The organism is Bacteroides sp. BFG-606, from assembly GCF_024788145.1.
Classification (GTDB): Bacteria; Bacteroidota; Bacteroidia; order Bacteroidales; family Bacteroidaceae; genus Bacteroides; species Bacteroides vicugnae.
In genome coordinates this window covers 3,328,217-3,342,768 of the sequence record NZ_JANUIL010000001.1, presented here as the reverse complement: position 1 = coordinate 3,342,768, position 14,552 = coordinate 3,328,217, and the positions used below count along the sequence as shown (strand labels likewise).

Annotated in this window: 14 protein-coding genes; all 14 read right to left on the bottom strand. The window is 39.0% G+C overall.

Going from position 1 to position 14,552, the window contains the following annotated elements:
- Nucleotides 1-78: 78 nt before the first annotated feature.
- On the bottom strand, nucleotides 79-2,835 hold the full coding sequence (locus tag NXV01_RS12265; protein ID WP_259022564.1) for an outer membrane beta-barrel protein: 2,757 nt from the start codon (nucleotides 2,833-2,835) through the stop codon (nucleotides 79-81).
- A gap of 48 nt (nucleotides 2,836-2,883) precedes the next feature.
- Complete coding sequence (locus NXV01_RS12260; RefSeq protein WP_234133325.1) at nucleotides 2,884-3,444, bottom strand: hypothetical protein; 561 nt, start codon at nucleotides 3,442-3,444, stop codon at nucleotides 2,884-2,886.
- Between the two features lie 32 nt (nucleotides 3,445-3,476).
- Nucleotides 3,477-3,821 (bottom strand): hypothetical protein, encoded by a 345-nt coding sequence (locus tag NXV01_RS12255; protein WP_148364586.1) that lies wholly within the window; start codon nucleotides 3,819-3,821, stop codon nucleotides 3,477-3,479.
- Between the two features lie 4 nt (nucleotides 3,822-3,825).
- On the bottom strand, nucleotides 3,826-4,365 hold the full coding sequence (locus NXV01_RS12250) for an RNA polymerase sigma factor (RefSeq protein ID WP_004302175.1): 540 nt from the start codon (nucleotides 4,363-4,365) through the stop codon (nucleotides 3,826-3,828).
- 164 nt (nucleotides 4,366-4,529) lie between these two features.
- A complete protein-coding gene (locus NXV01_RS12245) occupies nucleotides 4,530-5,042 on the bottom strand; it encodes an RNA polymerase sigma factor (protein ID WP_259023448.1) in 513 nt (170 codons plus the stop codon).
- A gap of 28 nt (nucleotides 5,043-5,070) precedes the next feature.
- Nucleotides 5,071-6,690, bottom strand: coding sequence for a DUF1080 domain-containing protein (locus NXV01_RS12240; protein WP_259022563.1), 1,620 nt, complete (start codon nucleotides 6,688-6,690; stop codon nucleotides 5,071-5,073).
- Nucleotides 6,691-6,773: 83 nt separating this feature from the next.
- Nucleotides 6,774-7,736, bottom strand: a complete 963-nt coding sequence (locus NXV01_RS12235) for a VOC family protein (protein WP_259022562.1) — start codon at nucleotides 7,734-7,736, stop codon at nucleotides 6,774-6,776.
- Between the two features lie 7 nt (nucleotides 7,737-7,743).
- Nucleotides 7,744-8,742, bottom strand: a complete 999-nt coding sequence (locus tag NXV01_RS12230; RefSeq protein WP_259022561.1) for a sugar phosphate isomerase/epimerase — start codon at nucleotides 8,740-8,742, stop codon at nucleotides 7,744-7,746.
- Nucleotides 8,743-8,781: 39 nt separating this feature from the next.
- A complete protein-coding gene (locus NXV01_RS12225; protein ID WP_259022560.1) occupies nucleotides 8,782-9,933 on the bottom strand; it encodes a hypothetical protein in 1,152 nt (383 codons plus the stop codon).
- Between the two features lie 57 nt (nucleotides 9,934-9,990).
- Nucleotides 9,991-10,935: a sugar phosphate isomerase/epimerase gene (locus tag NXV01_RS12220; protein ID WP_259022559.1), complete on the bottom strand. Its 945-nt coding sequence runs from the start codon at nucleotides 10,933-10,935 to the stop codon at nucleotides 9,991-9,993.
- On the bottom strand, nucleotides 10,926-11,762 hold the full coding sequence (locus NXV01_RS12215) for a sugar phosphate isomerase/epimerase (protein ID WP_259022558.1): 837 nt from the start codon (nucleotides 11,760-11,762) through the stop codon (nucleotides 10,926-10,928). The genes NXV01_RS12220 and NXV01_RS12215 overlap by 10 nt, the downstream gene beginning before the upstream one ends.
- A gap of 4 nt (nucleotides 11,763-11,766) precedes the next feature.
- Nucleotides 11,767-12,408, bottom strand: coding sequence for a divalent metal cation transporter (locus NXV01_RS12210; protein ID WP_259022557.1), 642 nt, complete (start codon nucleotides 12,406-12,408; stop codon nucleotides 11,767-11,769).
- Entirely contained in the window at nucleotides 12,335-13,240 is a 906-nt protein-coding gene (locus tag NXV01_RS12205) for a divalent metal cation transporter (RefSeq protein ID WP_259022556.1), read from the bottom strand. The genes NXV01_RS12210 and NXV01_RS12205 overlap by 74 nt, the downstream gene beginning before the upstream one ends.
- A gap of 11 nt (nucleotides 13,241-13,251) precedes the next feature.
- A complete protein-coding gene (locus tag NXV01_RS12200) occupies nucleotides 13,252-14,550 on the bottom strand; it encodes a Gfo/Idh/MocA family protein (protein ID WP_259022555.1) in 1,299 nt (432 codons plus the stop codon).
- Between the last annotated feature and the right edge of the window lie 2 nt (nucleotides 14,551-14,552).

The following is a 14,552-nucleotide window of genomic DNA, read 5'->3' as shown; positions in this document are numbered from 1 at the left end:
ACATTGTTTTTATACGTAGGACATACAACAATCAAAACCCTGCTGTGGTTTTCGAACTAATGAAGATTTAATTTCTAATTATTTTCCCATCATATTCAAACGAAGTATAGCATGCACCATAAAATAAGAACCCAGTGCATTATAATCAGTGTCACGAATGGCAGTAGCGGTTATCGTGCGTATCATGGAAATGTCCTGATGAAGAATATCATATATTTTGAAGCGGATTAGTAACTGTTTCCTCTTCAAAAAGGCTTTTGACAGCTGGCAGTTCCACATGAAATTTGCTTTGGCATAACCCTCATAACCATATCCGGTACGGAGAAAATAAGTCAAGTCATTATATAACTCCATCCCCCAGAGAAGATAAAGCTGCAATTCGGTCCCTGCCTGATAATCAAAAGTTTCAGTACGCTTCTCCCGTACGTCATTATAAGAATTGTTATAAGTCAGGCCAACAAGCCCTGTAAGTTCCATTTGGCGGGTACGATAAGTAATCCGTAGACGTTCGCGTCCCGTTAAATGCTGTACGGAAGTTTTCACCGGTTCTTCTTTATTCAAGGTTGTATAGCCATTCTGATTCCGGTATTGCAGATAGGAGTAAGTACGAAATATCCAGTTACGATTCTTAAAAGGGGTATTGAGAGAAAAAGAACCCATGGCCCGCCAATTACCATTCATATTGACCGGAGACGTAGTTCGTACACCAGTTTCACTATCATAAGTCACCTGATTGGTTACATTGTTAATGGTATTCTCGAACAAAGCGGTAGCTACCATATTTCGCTGATGTCTGGTATTGTAAGAATTGAAATTCAGCGTAAAAGTATTCATATATGAAGGCTTCAACGAAGGGTTTCCGACACGGATATTCAAAGGGTTGGTACGGTCGGTCACAGGTTGGAGATCACGTATATTAGGCTGTTTCCCTTTTCCCCTATACACAATTTGCAAACGGGTGCGTTTTGAAAACTTATAGCGGAAATTGACAGTAGGCGAAAAATTCATGACCGTTCTTTCCAACTGATCTTCGGGAGCATCACTCAACAATGAATGGCTAACAGACTTTTGAGGTTCAAAATCAACACCAATATTATAATTGTACTTTTTTTGCGAGGTACGTATCGCAAGATTTACTAAATGATTACTATATTGATTCTCAAAACGGTTACTGGATTCTTCATCAAAGTCAGGAGCAAACTCTTCCAATTCCTCATCCCAGTCATAGACAAAGCGATCAGAATTGTTCACTCTATACTGATAACTGTAACGCAGTTGCAGGAAATGCCGCCACGGTAATGGCTCTACATACACCAACTGCACCCGGTAATTGAATCCGTCAACATCATCCTCTATTTTCTGATTCTGAATCTTCTTCGTATTATTTTTGAAGTACCGGGTAGTAGAAAGGTTCGTCCGCTCTGTAGCTGAAGCATTAGCACCATAGTCTACCTTCAAAGCAACATTTCTCCCCAGACGACTCAATTTCCGACTAAACTGCAACATCAGTGCCAGATTATACCGGGAATTATGATTAGTGCCGGAGGACTCTCTCTCATTCAGCAACACATCATTCCCCCACCCTTCCTGAAAACCATTATTCTCTCTATCATTGGCTGCGAAACGATATTGAGGACGGAAAATCAATGTAGTAACAGAATCCATTTTCCATTCAAGAGAAGCATTGGCTACCAGTTCGTGATTCTGTTGCCGGCTATGACTTGTACCCAGATTGATTGATTTATCTTCCCGGAGAAAGTTGTCGACTGTGGTACGGCTATCTTCCAAACGATCGGTGCCAACATATTGAATATTTGAACGTAATTTAACGCGCTTCCAGTCATAAGTTGCATTAAGCCCCAATGAGCGGGAAGTAGTCAGTCCCATCCGGCTACGGATATTGCCTGTTGAACTGGAAGATTCATTCTGTAATTCCGAGAATCCCTGGTTATTGGTATTATTCAGATTCCCGATAATGGTTAATTGAGAGTTTTCACGAAAACGGTTCAAAGTATTGGCTAATTCATAACGGTCTTTACTTCCATATCCCCCCATAAAATTCTCCATCCAGCCCCGTTTCATATTTTTTTTCACAGACAAGTCCAAAATCATCTCTTCCTCTCCGTCATCTATTCCCGTAAGACGTGCCAAATCTGATTGACGTTCATACGCTTTTAACTTCTCCACCATCTCCACAGGAAGATTTTTAAGAGCGGCTTTCGGATCATCAGAGAAAAACTCTTTACCGTCCACCAAAATCTTTTTTACTTCCTTGCCATGTATCAGCAACTTACCGTCTGCATCTATTTCACCTCCCGGAAGCTGTTTTACCAATTCTTCAAGCATTGAACCTTCGGGAGTACGATAGGCAGAAGCGTTGAATACCGTTGTATCCCCCTCTGTCACCGCCATTGGAGCCTGTCCTACTACCACTGCTTCATCCAAAGCATAACTTTCCGGAGTCAGATTTATATCCCCCAATTCATAAGAAGAACTTTTGCTGGAAATGGAAACGGGATGAAAAACCGGCTTATATCCGATATATGAAACCTGTAATAATAAAGACTTCGCTTTAGTTGCATGATTAGGAATGGAAACGGAAAGTTGAAATTTACCGATAGCATCCGTAGCGCCGCCGCCCAACAATGTACTATCCGGTAAAGCTAAAAGCCGGACCGTAGCAAACGGTACCGGCTGATAAGTTTCAGTATCAATCACACGACCGGAAAAACGTTCTTTGCCGGACTGAGCAAAAACAGTCAAACTAATCAGTAACAAGACATAACAAGTAATCAAACGGTACTGAAAAGAATAAATATGGCTGTCTATGTTCAAATTGTGTTGATTTAGTAAAATAAAACTATAATAAAATAAACCTAATCTTTATTTCTGGTCTGAACGCGGACTACGAGTTCTTTGTCCCTGGTGGTGTCCTTGTCCAGGTTTCTGTCCTTTTCTGCGGTCAAACTCTTTCTTAAACTTATTAGCATTCATCTTTTCCTGCTGATAAATCTTCAGAATCTGCTTCTGCGAAAGTATCTTACTGAATTCATTGTAATACTTTTCACGAACATCCAGCATTTTACGGCTTTGAGTAAACTGATTCCGCAACATGGTTGCAATCTGGTCGTCAGTCATGGACGACCGTTCCTGCTTAGCATTGGCATCCGTCCCTTGTTTTTTCGCTTTTTCGGTTCTCGGTCTGGACATCATACGACATTCGCGTAACTCTTTCAGATATTTCTCATAAACCGGAGTAAACTTGGTAGCAGTTGCATCATCCAGCATCAGTATTTTCACCATCTGGTTAGTCTGCATCTGCACCATTTGTTCCGGTGTAGGGCGTTGTTTCTTTTCTTTGTTATCTGTATTCTGTGCAGACAAAGTCATCTGGCTTCCCATCAATAGGACAGCCAAAATTACATAAATAAATTTAGTCTTCATAATCTTCACGTTTAAAATAATAATTGAGTTACTTAATTCAAAAATATATCATTTTCAGAGAAGTTGACGAGCTCCTCCAACTCCTCATCCGATAGTTCTTTAATCCATTTATCTACAGATTCTGTACCATTAGCTAATACTTTCGAAGAAGACGTTTTCGCCTCATCTGCCTGTCTCAAAGATGGAACAAACAGAAATCCGATCAATACTGCCGCCATGGTAATCACCGTAGAAATAATCAGCTTCATGTGAGATTTCCGCTGTTGCTTCACTCCGGCGCGTTCCATCACCTTTCGTTGCACGTCCTCGAAGAATCCATCGGGGGTACGGTAAGGTGTCCGTTTACCAATATCGTCAAAATCAAAATCCTTTTTCATCATTCTATCTGTTTAATATATATTCCTTAATCTTCTCTTTCGCATAGTGGTAATTCACCTTTAGTGTATCCACTTTACTATCCAGTACACGGGCAATCTCTTCATATTCAAGTTCATCGTAATAACGTAAGTTGAATACAAGCCGTTGCTTTTCAGGCAAACTTAGAATGGCTTCCTGAAACTTCACTGCCAACTCATTTTCATAATCAATATAATCGGAAGCCTTCAACTTGCCCATCAACTCTTCCTGAACATCTTCTGCAGAAACAACTCCCTCATCTTTACGACCGTTCAGCAAGCGTAAACTCTCATTCGTGGCAATCCGGTAAATCCAAGTTGACAGTGAACTTTCTTCGCGAAACTGATCGATATGCCGGAACACCCGGATAAAGACTTCCTGAAGCACATCCTCCGCATCTTCATGAGATACGACCAGTCTACGGATATAATTATATATCGGTACCTGAAAAGAGTCCATCAACATCTTGAATCCCCGTTCGCGATTCGAGGCACAAGCTTCACGAATTTTATTCTCGTTTATCATCAATTCTTTTTCTAAGCTTTATTAGTTAGAACGCAGAAGAGCCGGGAAGTTAAATACGGGAATCCGCATTTTGCTTTTATTAACAGGTACGAATAAAAAAGTCGAAATAGGATATAACCTATTCCGACTCTCACCTTTCTCTCTCTATTTCAGTATTATACTTATTATTCAATATCCAAAAGATCTTTCAATTCATCTTTTAAGCGCTTACGAATAAAGAATAAACGATTCTTCACTGTTCCTATAGGCAAATCCAATTTTTCTGCAATTTCTCTATATTTAAATCCGGCTACATACATCTGAAATGGTACTCTCAATTCATCAGGCACGGAATATATCACACGATAGAGCTGCTTGATGTCATAAGACAACTCAAAACGATCACCGTCTTCATCTTCGATCAAACTTTGCTGGAAAACAGTATAGGTCTTATCAATAATATTCATTTCACGCACCATACGCCGATAGTTACTTATAAAAATATTACGCATGATAGTATACATCCAGCCTTTCAAATTATCGGCATGCATAAACTTCTCTGAATTATTCAGTGCTTGCAGTATACAATCTTGTACTAAGTCATTGGCAGAATCATAGTCAGAAGTCAGCTTGTATGCAAAGTGATAAAGATCTCGTTCCATCTCCACTATATTCTGAGTAAAATCCATTTTCTTCATTGCCGGATATGCAGCGTCGGTAATTACTTTACTCAACAACCCAGATATTTCTAAATTCATAAGCAGTCCCATGCTCTTGGAGATAAATAGGTCCTAATGGTCCCAAAGGTGTACGTCCTCCAGCTGCTCCCTTAATAAGATCAAGTTCATAATCCTCGTAAATCGGCATACCATTCATACTCATTGATACACGTGCATTAGCTATTTTCTCACCTTGCTCATTAAAACGTGCTGCTTTGTACTGAATATCCATCGTCTGCCATACCATTGGAGGTAGTGCATAATTAAATTCTGGTTCTTTCGAATTTACTAAATTACCAAAAGTACCACACGGAGCCCCTTTGCCCTGCCCCCATGAATCTTTAATATTAAATTCATAACGACTTTGCATATACACGCCTCCATTCGTCACTTCTCCCAATAACCGGAATTCCAAATGCAAGTGTTTAATATCTCCATAATCTTTCTTCGTAATAATGGACTGTTTGCCCGGAATCATGCGAATATTACCAGCGGGGGTCAATTCTACCGACTGATCTGCGTCAAAACTCCATTTCAACCACTCTTTTTTAGCCAATCCTCCCCAAGCTTTTACATCATTGCCATCAAATAAAATCTCCGCACCCTCTGGAGCAGGCATGTTCAAGGTAGGAGACTTACGAACGACCAGTCTTCCGGAAAAATCCAATCCTTCACCTTTAACTTTCAATACTCCTTTCTCCACAGTAGCAATATATCCCTGTTCATTAGAGTAAGTTATGCGATTTTCACTAACAGTTCCTGTTAATACAACGAAAGGTTCAGCATTTGCATAAGGTATTTTGGAAACATTCAATTTATATTCTTTTGTAGTCTTGTCTATATAAGACTGGGCTAAATAATTGGTTCGATCATCTTTCCATTCACCGATAAACCTATCTGACGTTTCTCCCGTCCCCACTGGGTTCAATCCTAAATCCTGAATACGTATATTCCTGAAACGCACTTCCATCTTCTTATAATCTTTCAGCCAATGTACTTGTAAACCAATAAAGCCATTTGGCGTCATATAATCAACCAATGAAGATGCGAGTACTCCATTTATATAAGTCCGTATTCCATCCTTATAGGCTTCGATACGACCTTTATTCCAACTATTCGGCTTGAAAGCAGCACGTGCTTCAGGATTCTCAGTCAAATCGTTCAGCCAGCCTCTACGCTTCTCGTCATAAACTCCTCCTGTCCAACTTCTTGGTTCTTTTCCCGAAGGTATTACCTGTCCTTTTGCGTCCTGATTAGAAGGTCGTGCCGTATACTTAGTAGTCTTATCCGGATCTATTTCAAATTGATATCCACGTACCAAGCCATCAGAAAACAAACCTCTAAACTGCACTCCACTATTCAAGCCCTCATCTACCAAAAATTCAAACTCTAAATTGAAATTACCATATTCCTTTTCTGTACAAAGAAATGTATTATAATTCTCACCACCGGTCGAAGTGGTTCCAACTATCATCCCTTTCTCTACTCTAAATGTAGCCTTACCTCCTAATACTCTCCACCCATTTAATGTTTTTCCATCAAATAGGTTAATCCATTTACTCTCTTCTGCTTTCAATGCAGAAAACATCGCAGTAAATAAAAATATAAATAATAAAACTTTTCTCATGACTTATTTTTATAATGTGTACATTAAAAATGATCCTTTCTCGTTTGGACGTCATCAAAGATATATCATTCTTTTATAACTCCTTATTTATCCATAGGAATATATTTCATCAATTTGCCTTTGGAAGATGGAGCGGGAATTCCATCAAAAGGCTGTTCTTCCATTATTTCTATCCGCGTATCATCAATCAAGTAATAATTAATCTGACGCTTTTTATTAAAACCGGCTTTAGGCGGAGTTGGTGCGCGCACCCCCTTCGGCTGTACTCTACCTGCTAATGTAGCTTCAGCAGCATATATATCCTTCACTTCCAAACAGATATGGTTCATAGAGCCCATACGTTCCCAAGTAGGTTCTTTATCATAAAGCATCAGTTCAATCGTCTCATCTCCTTCGGGTACTTGAAGATGCACCCATTTGACTTTATCCGGATCACTACCTCCCCGCCAAACTTCTTTAAAACCTAATACGCCACAATAGAATTCAATAGCTTTATCAACATCGGCCACCATAAAACCAACATGACTCATACGGGGTGAAATCCTATTCTCTGATAAATCTTTACCTTTTTTGGCTGCCATCATCCCGTCTGTACCATATTGAACGATTTCACATATGGTGCCATTCGGATCTGTTACAAAATAATTCAGATTACCTGTCCTACCTTTCGGAGTATGATCGGGAACTTTATACCCTTTCGATTTCAAATAAATTCTCATTGCTTCCGCATCAGTCGTTTCTACAGCAAAATGATACATACGGTTAGATCTCTCCTTGCGTTCGGGGAAAACTTCTATAAATTGTCTTTCATTAATCTTAAAAACAGATAATGAAACTTTACCTTCCGCATTCTTCAGAGTTATCGTTTCATCATATCCCAAGAAATTTTTCAAATAGCTACGGGTATGTTCCAGATCTTTCGTAAAAAAAGCGGCATGGGCTACTCCAGTAATAGATGGACGCTGCGGTGCCTGTCCTTCAACTTTTACCGTTCCACATATTCCTAACAAAGCACATAACAATACAATTAATCTACTTTTCTTCATAATATTATCAATTTGCAAATTCTTCTTCAATGGCTTTACGAACTTTTCCAACAAATTCCGGAACCAGCTTAAACGGTTCGTATGGACGCCCCGGTACGGATAACGTTTCAACAGGCAGATAACCGCGATAGCCAACTTTACGAATCATCTTCATGATCTTTTTCAAATCAAGAGGCTGCATACTTTCTCTCCCCAAAGCACTCTCCTTTATCTGCCAATTAATAGCATAATCCAGACACATCTCCATATCCCGGTATGGATCTTCCGTATGGAAATAGCCAGTATCAAGGATCAAACCAAACCAAGGGTGCTTTACTGCCTTCAATACTTTTACAGTTTGTTCTCCGGTAGCCATCATGTCTCCATGATTTTGCACACCCACCATCACACCTTTACTCTCTCCATACTTTGCCACTTCTTTGAAACAAGGAATCATCCAAGAAACAACTTCATCCCACCTATCTTCGTACCCCTTAGGCACAGGTCCTGAAAATATCCGAAGGACAGGAGCGCCCAGTTTTGCTGCGACATCAATCCAATCTTTCACACGCTGCACGTCTTTTGCACGAGCCGTCGCATCTGGATTAGCAAAGTTATTCATTATTCCCGTACCCGAAATATCAACTCCTTTACAAAAAGCATATTTCTTCACTTCATAAATATATTTATCTGTCGGTACATCAGGATAACCGACAAAGAAATATCCTGTAGCATCCAAGGCATCAATCTTATTAGCTGCACAAAAATCAATTAAATCAAAAAGTGTCATAGGATCATTTGAACGCCCTTTAATATAATCATTCAAATTCTTAGTAAATGAATATGCATTCAAAGCAACTTTCACATAAGGAGCAGATGTATCAAATTTCTTAAAATGTTCGATAGGCGCACCTGTTGGCCTGTTTGTATTGACTGTTTTATTAGATTGACGTCTACCTTGTGCAAAAATGCAGCCTATTGACAGTATAAGTAGAGTAGCAATCAGCAATAATCTATTTTTTATCATGACATTACAATTATTTATATAGTATTTCCACTGGTATTACTAAAGATTTTCTTTCCAATATTTTTTATAGTATTCATCAAATAGAATACAACCTACATTTATCTGTTTCAGCATCATTTTTGAACATCCTGAGCAAGCCATACAGAAATTTATCTTTTCCTTATTCCGTAGTTTCCGAGGTGTCAAAGGATCAGCCAGCGTTTGTCTTCCCCAACCGATAAAATCAGTGTAATGCTTCTCCAACATTTCATCTGCTACAGAAAATGCACGTTCGCGCAAGATAGAATAGACAGAACCTATTACTTTCATTGAAGAATTTTTCAAGACGTTCTTCACTTCTTTAGTATAACGCAAATGATTCAAATACATTAATTCAGCATTCTGAACAGGACGAGTTAAATTCGGAGTTTTTGCAGGAATGCCTGCAGATACATTCACATAGTCCATATGTAACGAATCCATCAAACGAACAAGTTGAAGTGATTCTGTTAAATCTTCAATCAACTCGTTCGGAGCAGAGGTTCCACAACATCCTTTCAGCCCTTCGTATACTGAAATGCGACTGCCTAATATAAAATTAGAAGTTTTACGCCGGGCTATAATCTCTTCGATACCCTCGCGAAGGAAACGCGTGCGATTTTCCCAAGATCCTCCCCATTTATCAGTACGAACATTTGCCGGACGCAACATTTCGGCACCCAAATAGCCATGACAACATTTATAATCAATCCCATCCGCACCAGCTTCTTCCGATAGCAACGAACAAGTTATAAAATCATCTTTAATCTGCTCTATTTCATCAGAGCTAAGTAACCTCCCTTCCGAAAGCGGAGAAATAGATACCTGCTCCGAGAAAGCAGGATTACTAATAGAGCCGGAATGAGTAATTTGAAATAAGAGAGTCACATCCGGATTTATAGCCTTTATCTGGTCAACAAGCTTTTTGAATCCATCTAAGTTTCTATGATTCATCACCAAAGCGTTTTTTCTCGCCAATGAGCCTGAAGTTACAGATAGTGCTTCTACAATAATGACTCCCCATCCACCTGCTGCCAGCTTTTTATACTTATCTATTGTAAGCTCTGATACAGATCCTCCCAGCCCGCTGGAATTGCCTTCCATGGGCTGGGCAACCCATCTGTTTTGAATAATTCGATTACCTATTATTCCTTTTTTAAATAAATTTTCCATATCTGTTATTATCTACAAGAAAGCCCAATCCGACAACTAAACGCACAACACTTCTTTTCAAAAAGCAGAAGCAATCGCCTGTCTAACCTCATTAATAAATCGCGGAACCTGTTCATAAGGATCATACTTACACATTCCGGTATTCAATGTTTCTACCGGTAAATAACCACGATAATTATGTTTGCGTATAATCTGCATAATTTTTTTCAAATCAGTTCTCACAGATAAGTTCCACCCAAACACACTTTCCTTCAACTGCCAACTAATTACATAAGGCATCAATTTATCCATATCAGCATAAGGATCCTCACTAATTAAATTGCCTGTATCAAGAATTACAGCTACCCATGGAGAATCTATCTTTTTTATCATCTCAATAGTCTCATCAGCAGTCTTTAGCATATCCGCATGATGCTGTAAACCTATCATAATCCCATATTTACCAGCATGAACAGCACATTCTTTCAAACATTCGACTATTTGCCTTACAATTTCCGGACGTTTTTCTTCCGTATATCCTTCCGGTGGAACTCCCGAAAATACCCGAATAACTTCAATTCCCATTTTAGATGAAGCTTCAATCCAGTTTTTTATCAGCTGGACAAAATATTTTCTTCTTTGTGGATCCGGATCTGCAAAATCATTCCAAACACCAGTTCCGGATAAATGAATATTACGTTTGCGAGCATATCTTTTAATTTCAAATAGATAGTTATCAGCAGGAACATCCGGATAACCGATTAAATAATAAGCTGTTAGATCTAATGCTTTAATATTGTGCAAAGCACAGAAATCGATTAGATCAAAAACAGATAATCCGCCACCTAACCCTTTTGCATAGTCTATCAACTCATCATTAAATGAAAATGCATTCAACCCTACTTCTACCTGTGGTTGATCTACCTTATAATCTTTTTGTAAATCGAACCGTGGAACTATTTTTTTTCGAGCCGGAATATTCTCAATCCTCCGTTCTATCTTAGCATCTGTCTCTATACGCATACTATATTATATTTATTACAAAACGCTTTTACATTTTCCAATGCAGCTTTCAGCTGTTCAGGCTTTGTCTCTCCACCAAATTGTCCTCCAGAACTCATATGAGGTTCTAAAGTCACAAAACCTGCATATTTCATAAGGGACAATTCCTTTATCAACTGTTCGATCTGTCCATCTCCCTCACCCGGAAGACTACCAATGTCTTTACTGCCCAGTTTCCAATCTTTAATATGTACGTGAGTAGTATACGGCTTCATCAATGGCCAACATACCTCCACATTATTCACAATATCACTTCCCCATACAAAATTGGCCGGGTCGTACGCAAGAGACAGATGCTCAGAATTAACAGTAGATGCAATATCAACACAGTTTTGCGCACTGTATCCGTAAATATGAGATTCATTTTCATGCACCATATTCACTCCGCCACCTCTTAAATATTCAGCCTTTGCTGTCATACGCTCCATCACTTCATCCCGATACCGGTTTACATCTTCTCCCTCGGGTGCATAATAACTAAAAACCCGAATCAACTCAGTATCTAAAAATGAAGCAACATCGACAGTATGCTTAAACTTATCAAAATGGGGAGAGAAAGGCTGATTCAAACCGTACTTGCCAATCGGTGAGGCAATGGCGCTAACGCCAATGCCACTATCCGATAACATCTGTCTAACCTCTGTCAACTTTTCTTTCGAAATATCCAATATATTTATTCCATCTAAAAAACGCAATTCAATATACTTAAGTCCCACCGAATGAAAAAAATCCAATTGCTGCTTAAAGTTCACATAAACTTCGTCTGCAAATCCACTTAACTTAACCATAGTATCAGAGTTTTGTAAAATATGTAGGTGCAACTTTCACTAAATAATAAACGACACTAATCAGTGTTATAGAAATAGCTATAATCATGCCAGTATTCCACCAAAAACGTCTGCCACCACGAGGCATATCAGAACGCATATATTTTTCACTATTATTCAATAAGAAAAAGCCGATATATGCCACAGGCAATAAAATTAATGCAATGGCTGATGTAGGAATAGCAATCCATGTGCCCATTTTACTCCAAAGTATAGCACCCAAAAATCCTGGTACGGGAACTAATGTAGCCAATTTGTACTTCCAGCCAGTTTCGGGTAATTTAAATATCTCGCAAATTGCAAAACCACAAACTACCATATGAAGTATTATAGCATTCAAAGACATACCAATAATCCCCAAGCCAAAAATCAAACGGGATACTAACGCCGGAAGACCGGCTGCTTCCAGCATACTCGCAGCTTTAATCGGTGAAATAGAGGTTTCACCTGGTGCCAGAGTAATCGTAGCCCCTGCAGCTATTATCATCAAAGAGGTTGCAATAGTGTATGGAATCAACATTCCGGTTATCAAATCAAACTTTGCCAGTCCAGAATATTCCTTTGTCCAACCTTTTTTCAAGAAAGAATATCCAAATAAAAATGTCATATTGATACCGACAGCCGCACTCAACGATGCTATAAAAATCTGAATGCCTTGTGTATCTCCCTGGAATATTTAAATGGAATCCACCTTCCATAGAAAAAGGCAAAAATCCTCTTCCCACAGCAGACCAATCTATTCCATTGCCACTGAAACTGCAAACTACAACGACTATCAAAAATGAAAGAATAATAAACCAAACAATACTCTTGATTATATTCTCAAAAATCTTGATTCCTTTACTTCCTTTATTATAATTCCATACAATACGACATGAAACATACAAGACTACCACTGCAATTCCCAACAACGCAGCAGTTTGTCCTACTGAACCATCTTCCAGCTGAAACCCTCCGAACGCCTGTACCAAATCAAGAGTCATTCCTGAAACTAGAGAATATTGTGGGAAATGCCAGATCATAGTCGCAACGATTGTACACAAAGCCCATGCCCACGCGATAACCGGACTCACATATTTCTTCATTGCATAGAAAGGGCGTTCTCCCCTGCACATAGTCTGATGAGCCAAAGCCGATAGCATAATAATCCCAATTCCCATAGCGACAGGTTGTACCCACAATAACTGGTATTGTGCATGTGCGCCTGAAAACAAAGAAGCCATGGCACTACCTCCTCCAAGAGTCATAGCGCTTTGCATCCATCCTGGACCCGATTTCGAAAAATACCATTTAGTACGTTTCCAAAAGCCTTCATTCTTTAGTCCCCGCAATTCCGCTACTTCTTTCTTCACCAATTCAGACTTCCCTTCCAGAGAATTATAGGCAGCAGAAATTTCATCACTCGACATCGATTCGTATATACGTTTATTATCTTCCATGGTTTATATCATTAAAGAATGGATATTTCTACTTCAGCACCATTTTTCTCTGCTGAAACATAACTTGCATATAGTGTAGACATAGTATCCGCAGCCAACTTGCTATTACTTTCTATCGGTGTTCCATTAGCAGCAGCATTATAAAATGCATTTAATTCATGTTGATATCCCAAAAACCAGCCTTCATCTGGAGATATTTGTGACCATCCCTGTTTGGTCTCGGTCTTTTCCACGACGTAAATGTCATCAAAATATTTCTCATCGGGAGTGTATGTTTCCATAGTATTGTTATGACTCATATTACACAATGTACGATGATTGTTTGCATTGACACGAATCCAGTTATTAGTGCCGCCCAAACTTAATTCATTTGCTATAACATCGGCAATCGTACCATCCTCAAATACAATATGGACAATTGCGAAATCTTCCACATCTTTATAATGAGTTTTCAAATATCCCTGATCATCGAAATTAGGTAAACGGGTAATAGAATGCACGCGGGCAGAAACTGTTTTCGGACGTATAGGTTCGCCAAAGCGGGCTCTTCCTTCCACATGCTTGAAATAGATAACAGCAGTCAACGGATGACAACCTTTTCCTATCAAAGAACCGCCACCGGAAAATTTCCATTCACCATAAGCTAGAGAATGTGAACCCGAATGAGATTGTTCCCCATTCATCCACAAGATCTGTGCTTTTGATTTTTCAATTATCTCACGTTCCTTTTGTACGGGAGGAGCATACACCCAGTTTTCAGCATACATAATCCGCCCAGTACTAGCTTTTTCAGCATCCAACATTCTTTTGATACTTTCTACTGTTTTTTGAAGTCCTTCTTCACGCGAAAAATTTTCCCCACTAAAACCTTCTGTACCATCACCAAAATAACCCGTGAATGGTTTTTCTACAATCACATTCTTATTCTTGGCTAATGCGGCGACTACAATTTCTTCATGTGTCACCGGTGGAGTACACACATGAATAACATCAGAAGCATCAATCAATTCTTCAAGTGTATCAAAAATCACCATATTTCCATGAGTGGCAAACTGCTCTGCTTCTTCTCTAGCCACAGAGAATACACCAGCTATTTCTACTTTTGCACTAAACACATGTTGTAACGCGTTGTAATGGAAGCGTGCTGCAAATCCAGAACCAACAAACCCAGCTTTTAAAGTCTTTTTTTCCATCGTATCTCTTTTTATTGTTTTTAAATATACCACACTCAAACTGTGTACGTCCACAAATATATTTAGTTTTTTTTGAATCACAAACAATATCGATAAAAAACTATGTATTTTTTCCATTT

Excerpts from the sequence above, each read along its gene's own strand:
- NXV01_RS12260 (WP_234133325.1), bottom strand. The coding sequence starts at position 3,444 with ATGAAGACTAAATTTATTTATGTAATTTTGGCTGTCCTATTGATGGGA.
- NXV01_RS12255 (WP_148364586.1), bottom strand. The coding sequence starts at position 3,821 with ATGAAAAAGGATTTTGATTTTGACGATATTGGTAAACGGACACCTTAC.
- NXV01_RS12250 (WP_004302175.1), bottom strand. The coding sequence starts at position 4,365 with ATGATAAACGAGAATAAAATTCGTGAAGCTTGTGCCTCGAATCGCGAA.
- NXV01_RS12245 (WP_259023448.1), bottom strand. The coding sequence starts at position 5,042 with ATGAAGAAAATGGATTTTACTCAGAATATAGTGGAGATGGAACGAGAT.
- NXV01_RS12240 (WP_259022563.1), bottom strand. The coding sequence starts at position 6,690 with ATGAGAAAAGTTTTATTATTTATATTTTTATTTACTGCGATGTTTTCT.
- NXV01_RS12235 (WP_259022562.1), bottom strand. The coding sequence starts at position 7,736 with ATGAAGAAAAGTAGATTAATTGTATTGTTATGTGCTTTGTTAGGAATA.
- NXV01_RS12230 (WP_259022561.1), bottom strand. The coding sequence starts at position 8,742 with ATGATAAAAAATAGATTATTGCTGATTGCTACTCTACTTATACTGTCA.
- NXV01_RS12225 (WP_259022560.1), bottom strand. The coding sequence starts at position 9,933 with ATGGAAAATTTATTTAAAAAAGGAATAATAGGTAATCGAATTATTCAA.
- NXV01_RS12220 (WP_259022559.1), bottom strand. The coding sequence starts at position 10,935 with ATGCGTATAGAGACAGATGCTAAGATAGAACGGAGGATTGAGAATATT.
- NXV01_RS12215 (WP_259022558.1), bottom strand. The coding sequence starts at position 11,762 with ATGGTTAAGTTAAGTGGATTTGCAGACGAAGTTTATGTGAACTTTAAG.
- NXV01_RS12210 (WP_259022557.1), bottom strand. The coding sequence starts at position 12,408 with ATGACATTTTTATTTGGATATTCTTTCTTGAAAAAAGGTTGGACAAAG.
- NXV01_RS12205 (WP_259022556.1), bottom strand. The coding sequence starts at position 13,240 with ATGGAAGATAATAAACGTATATACGAATCGATGTCGAGTGATGAAATT.
- NXV01_RS12200 (WP_259022555.1), bottom strand. The coding sequence starts at position 14,550 with ATGGAAAAAATACATAGTTTTTTATCGATATTGTTTGTGATTCAAAAA.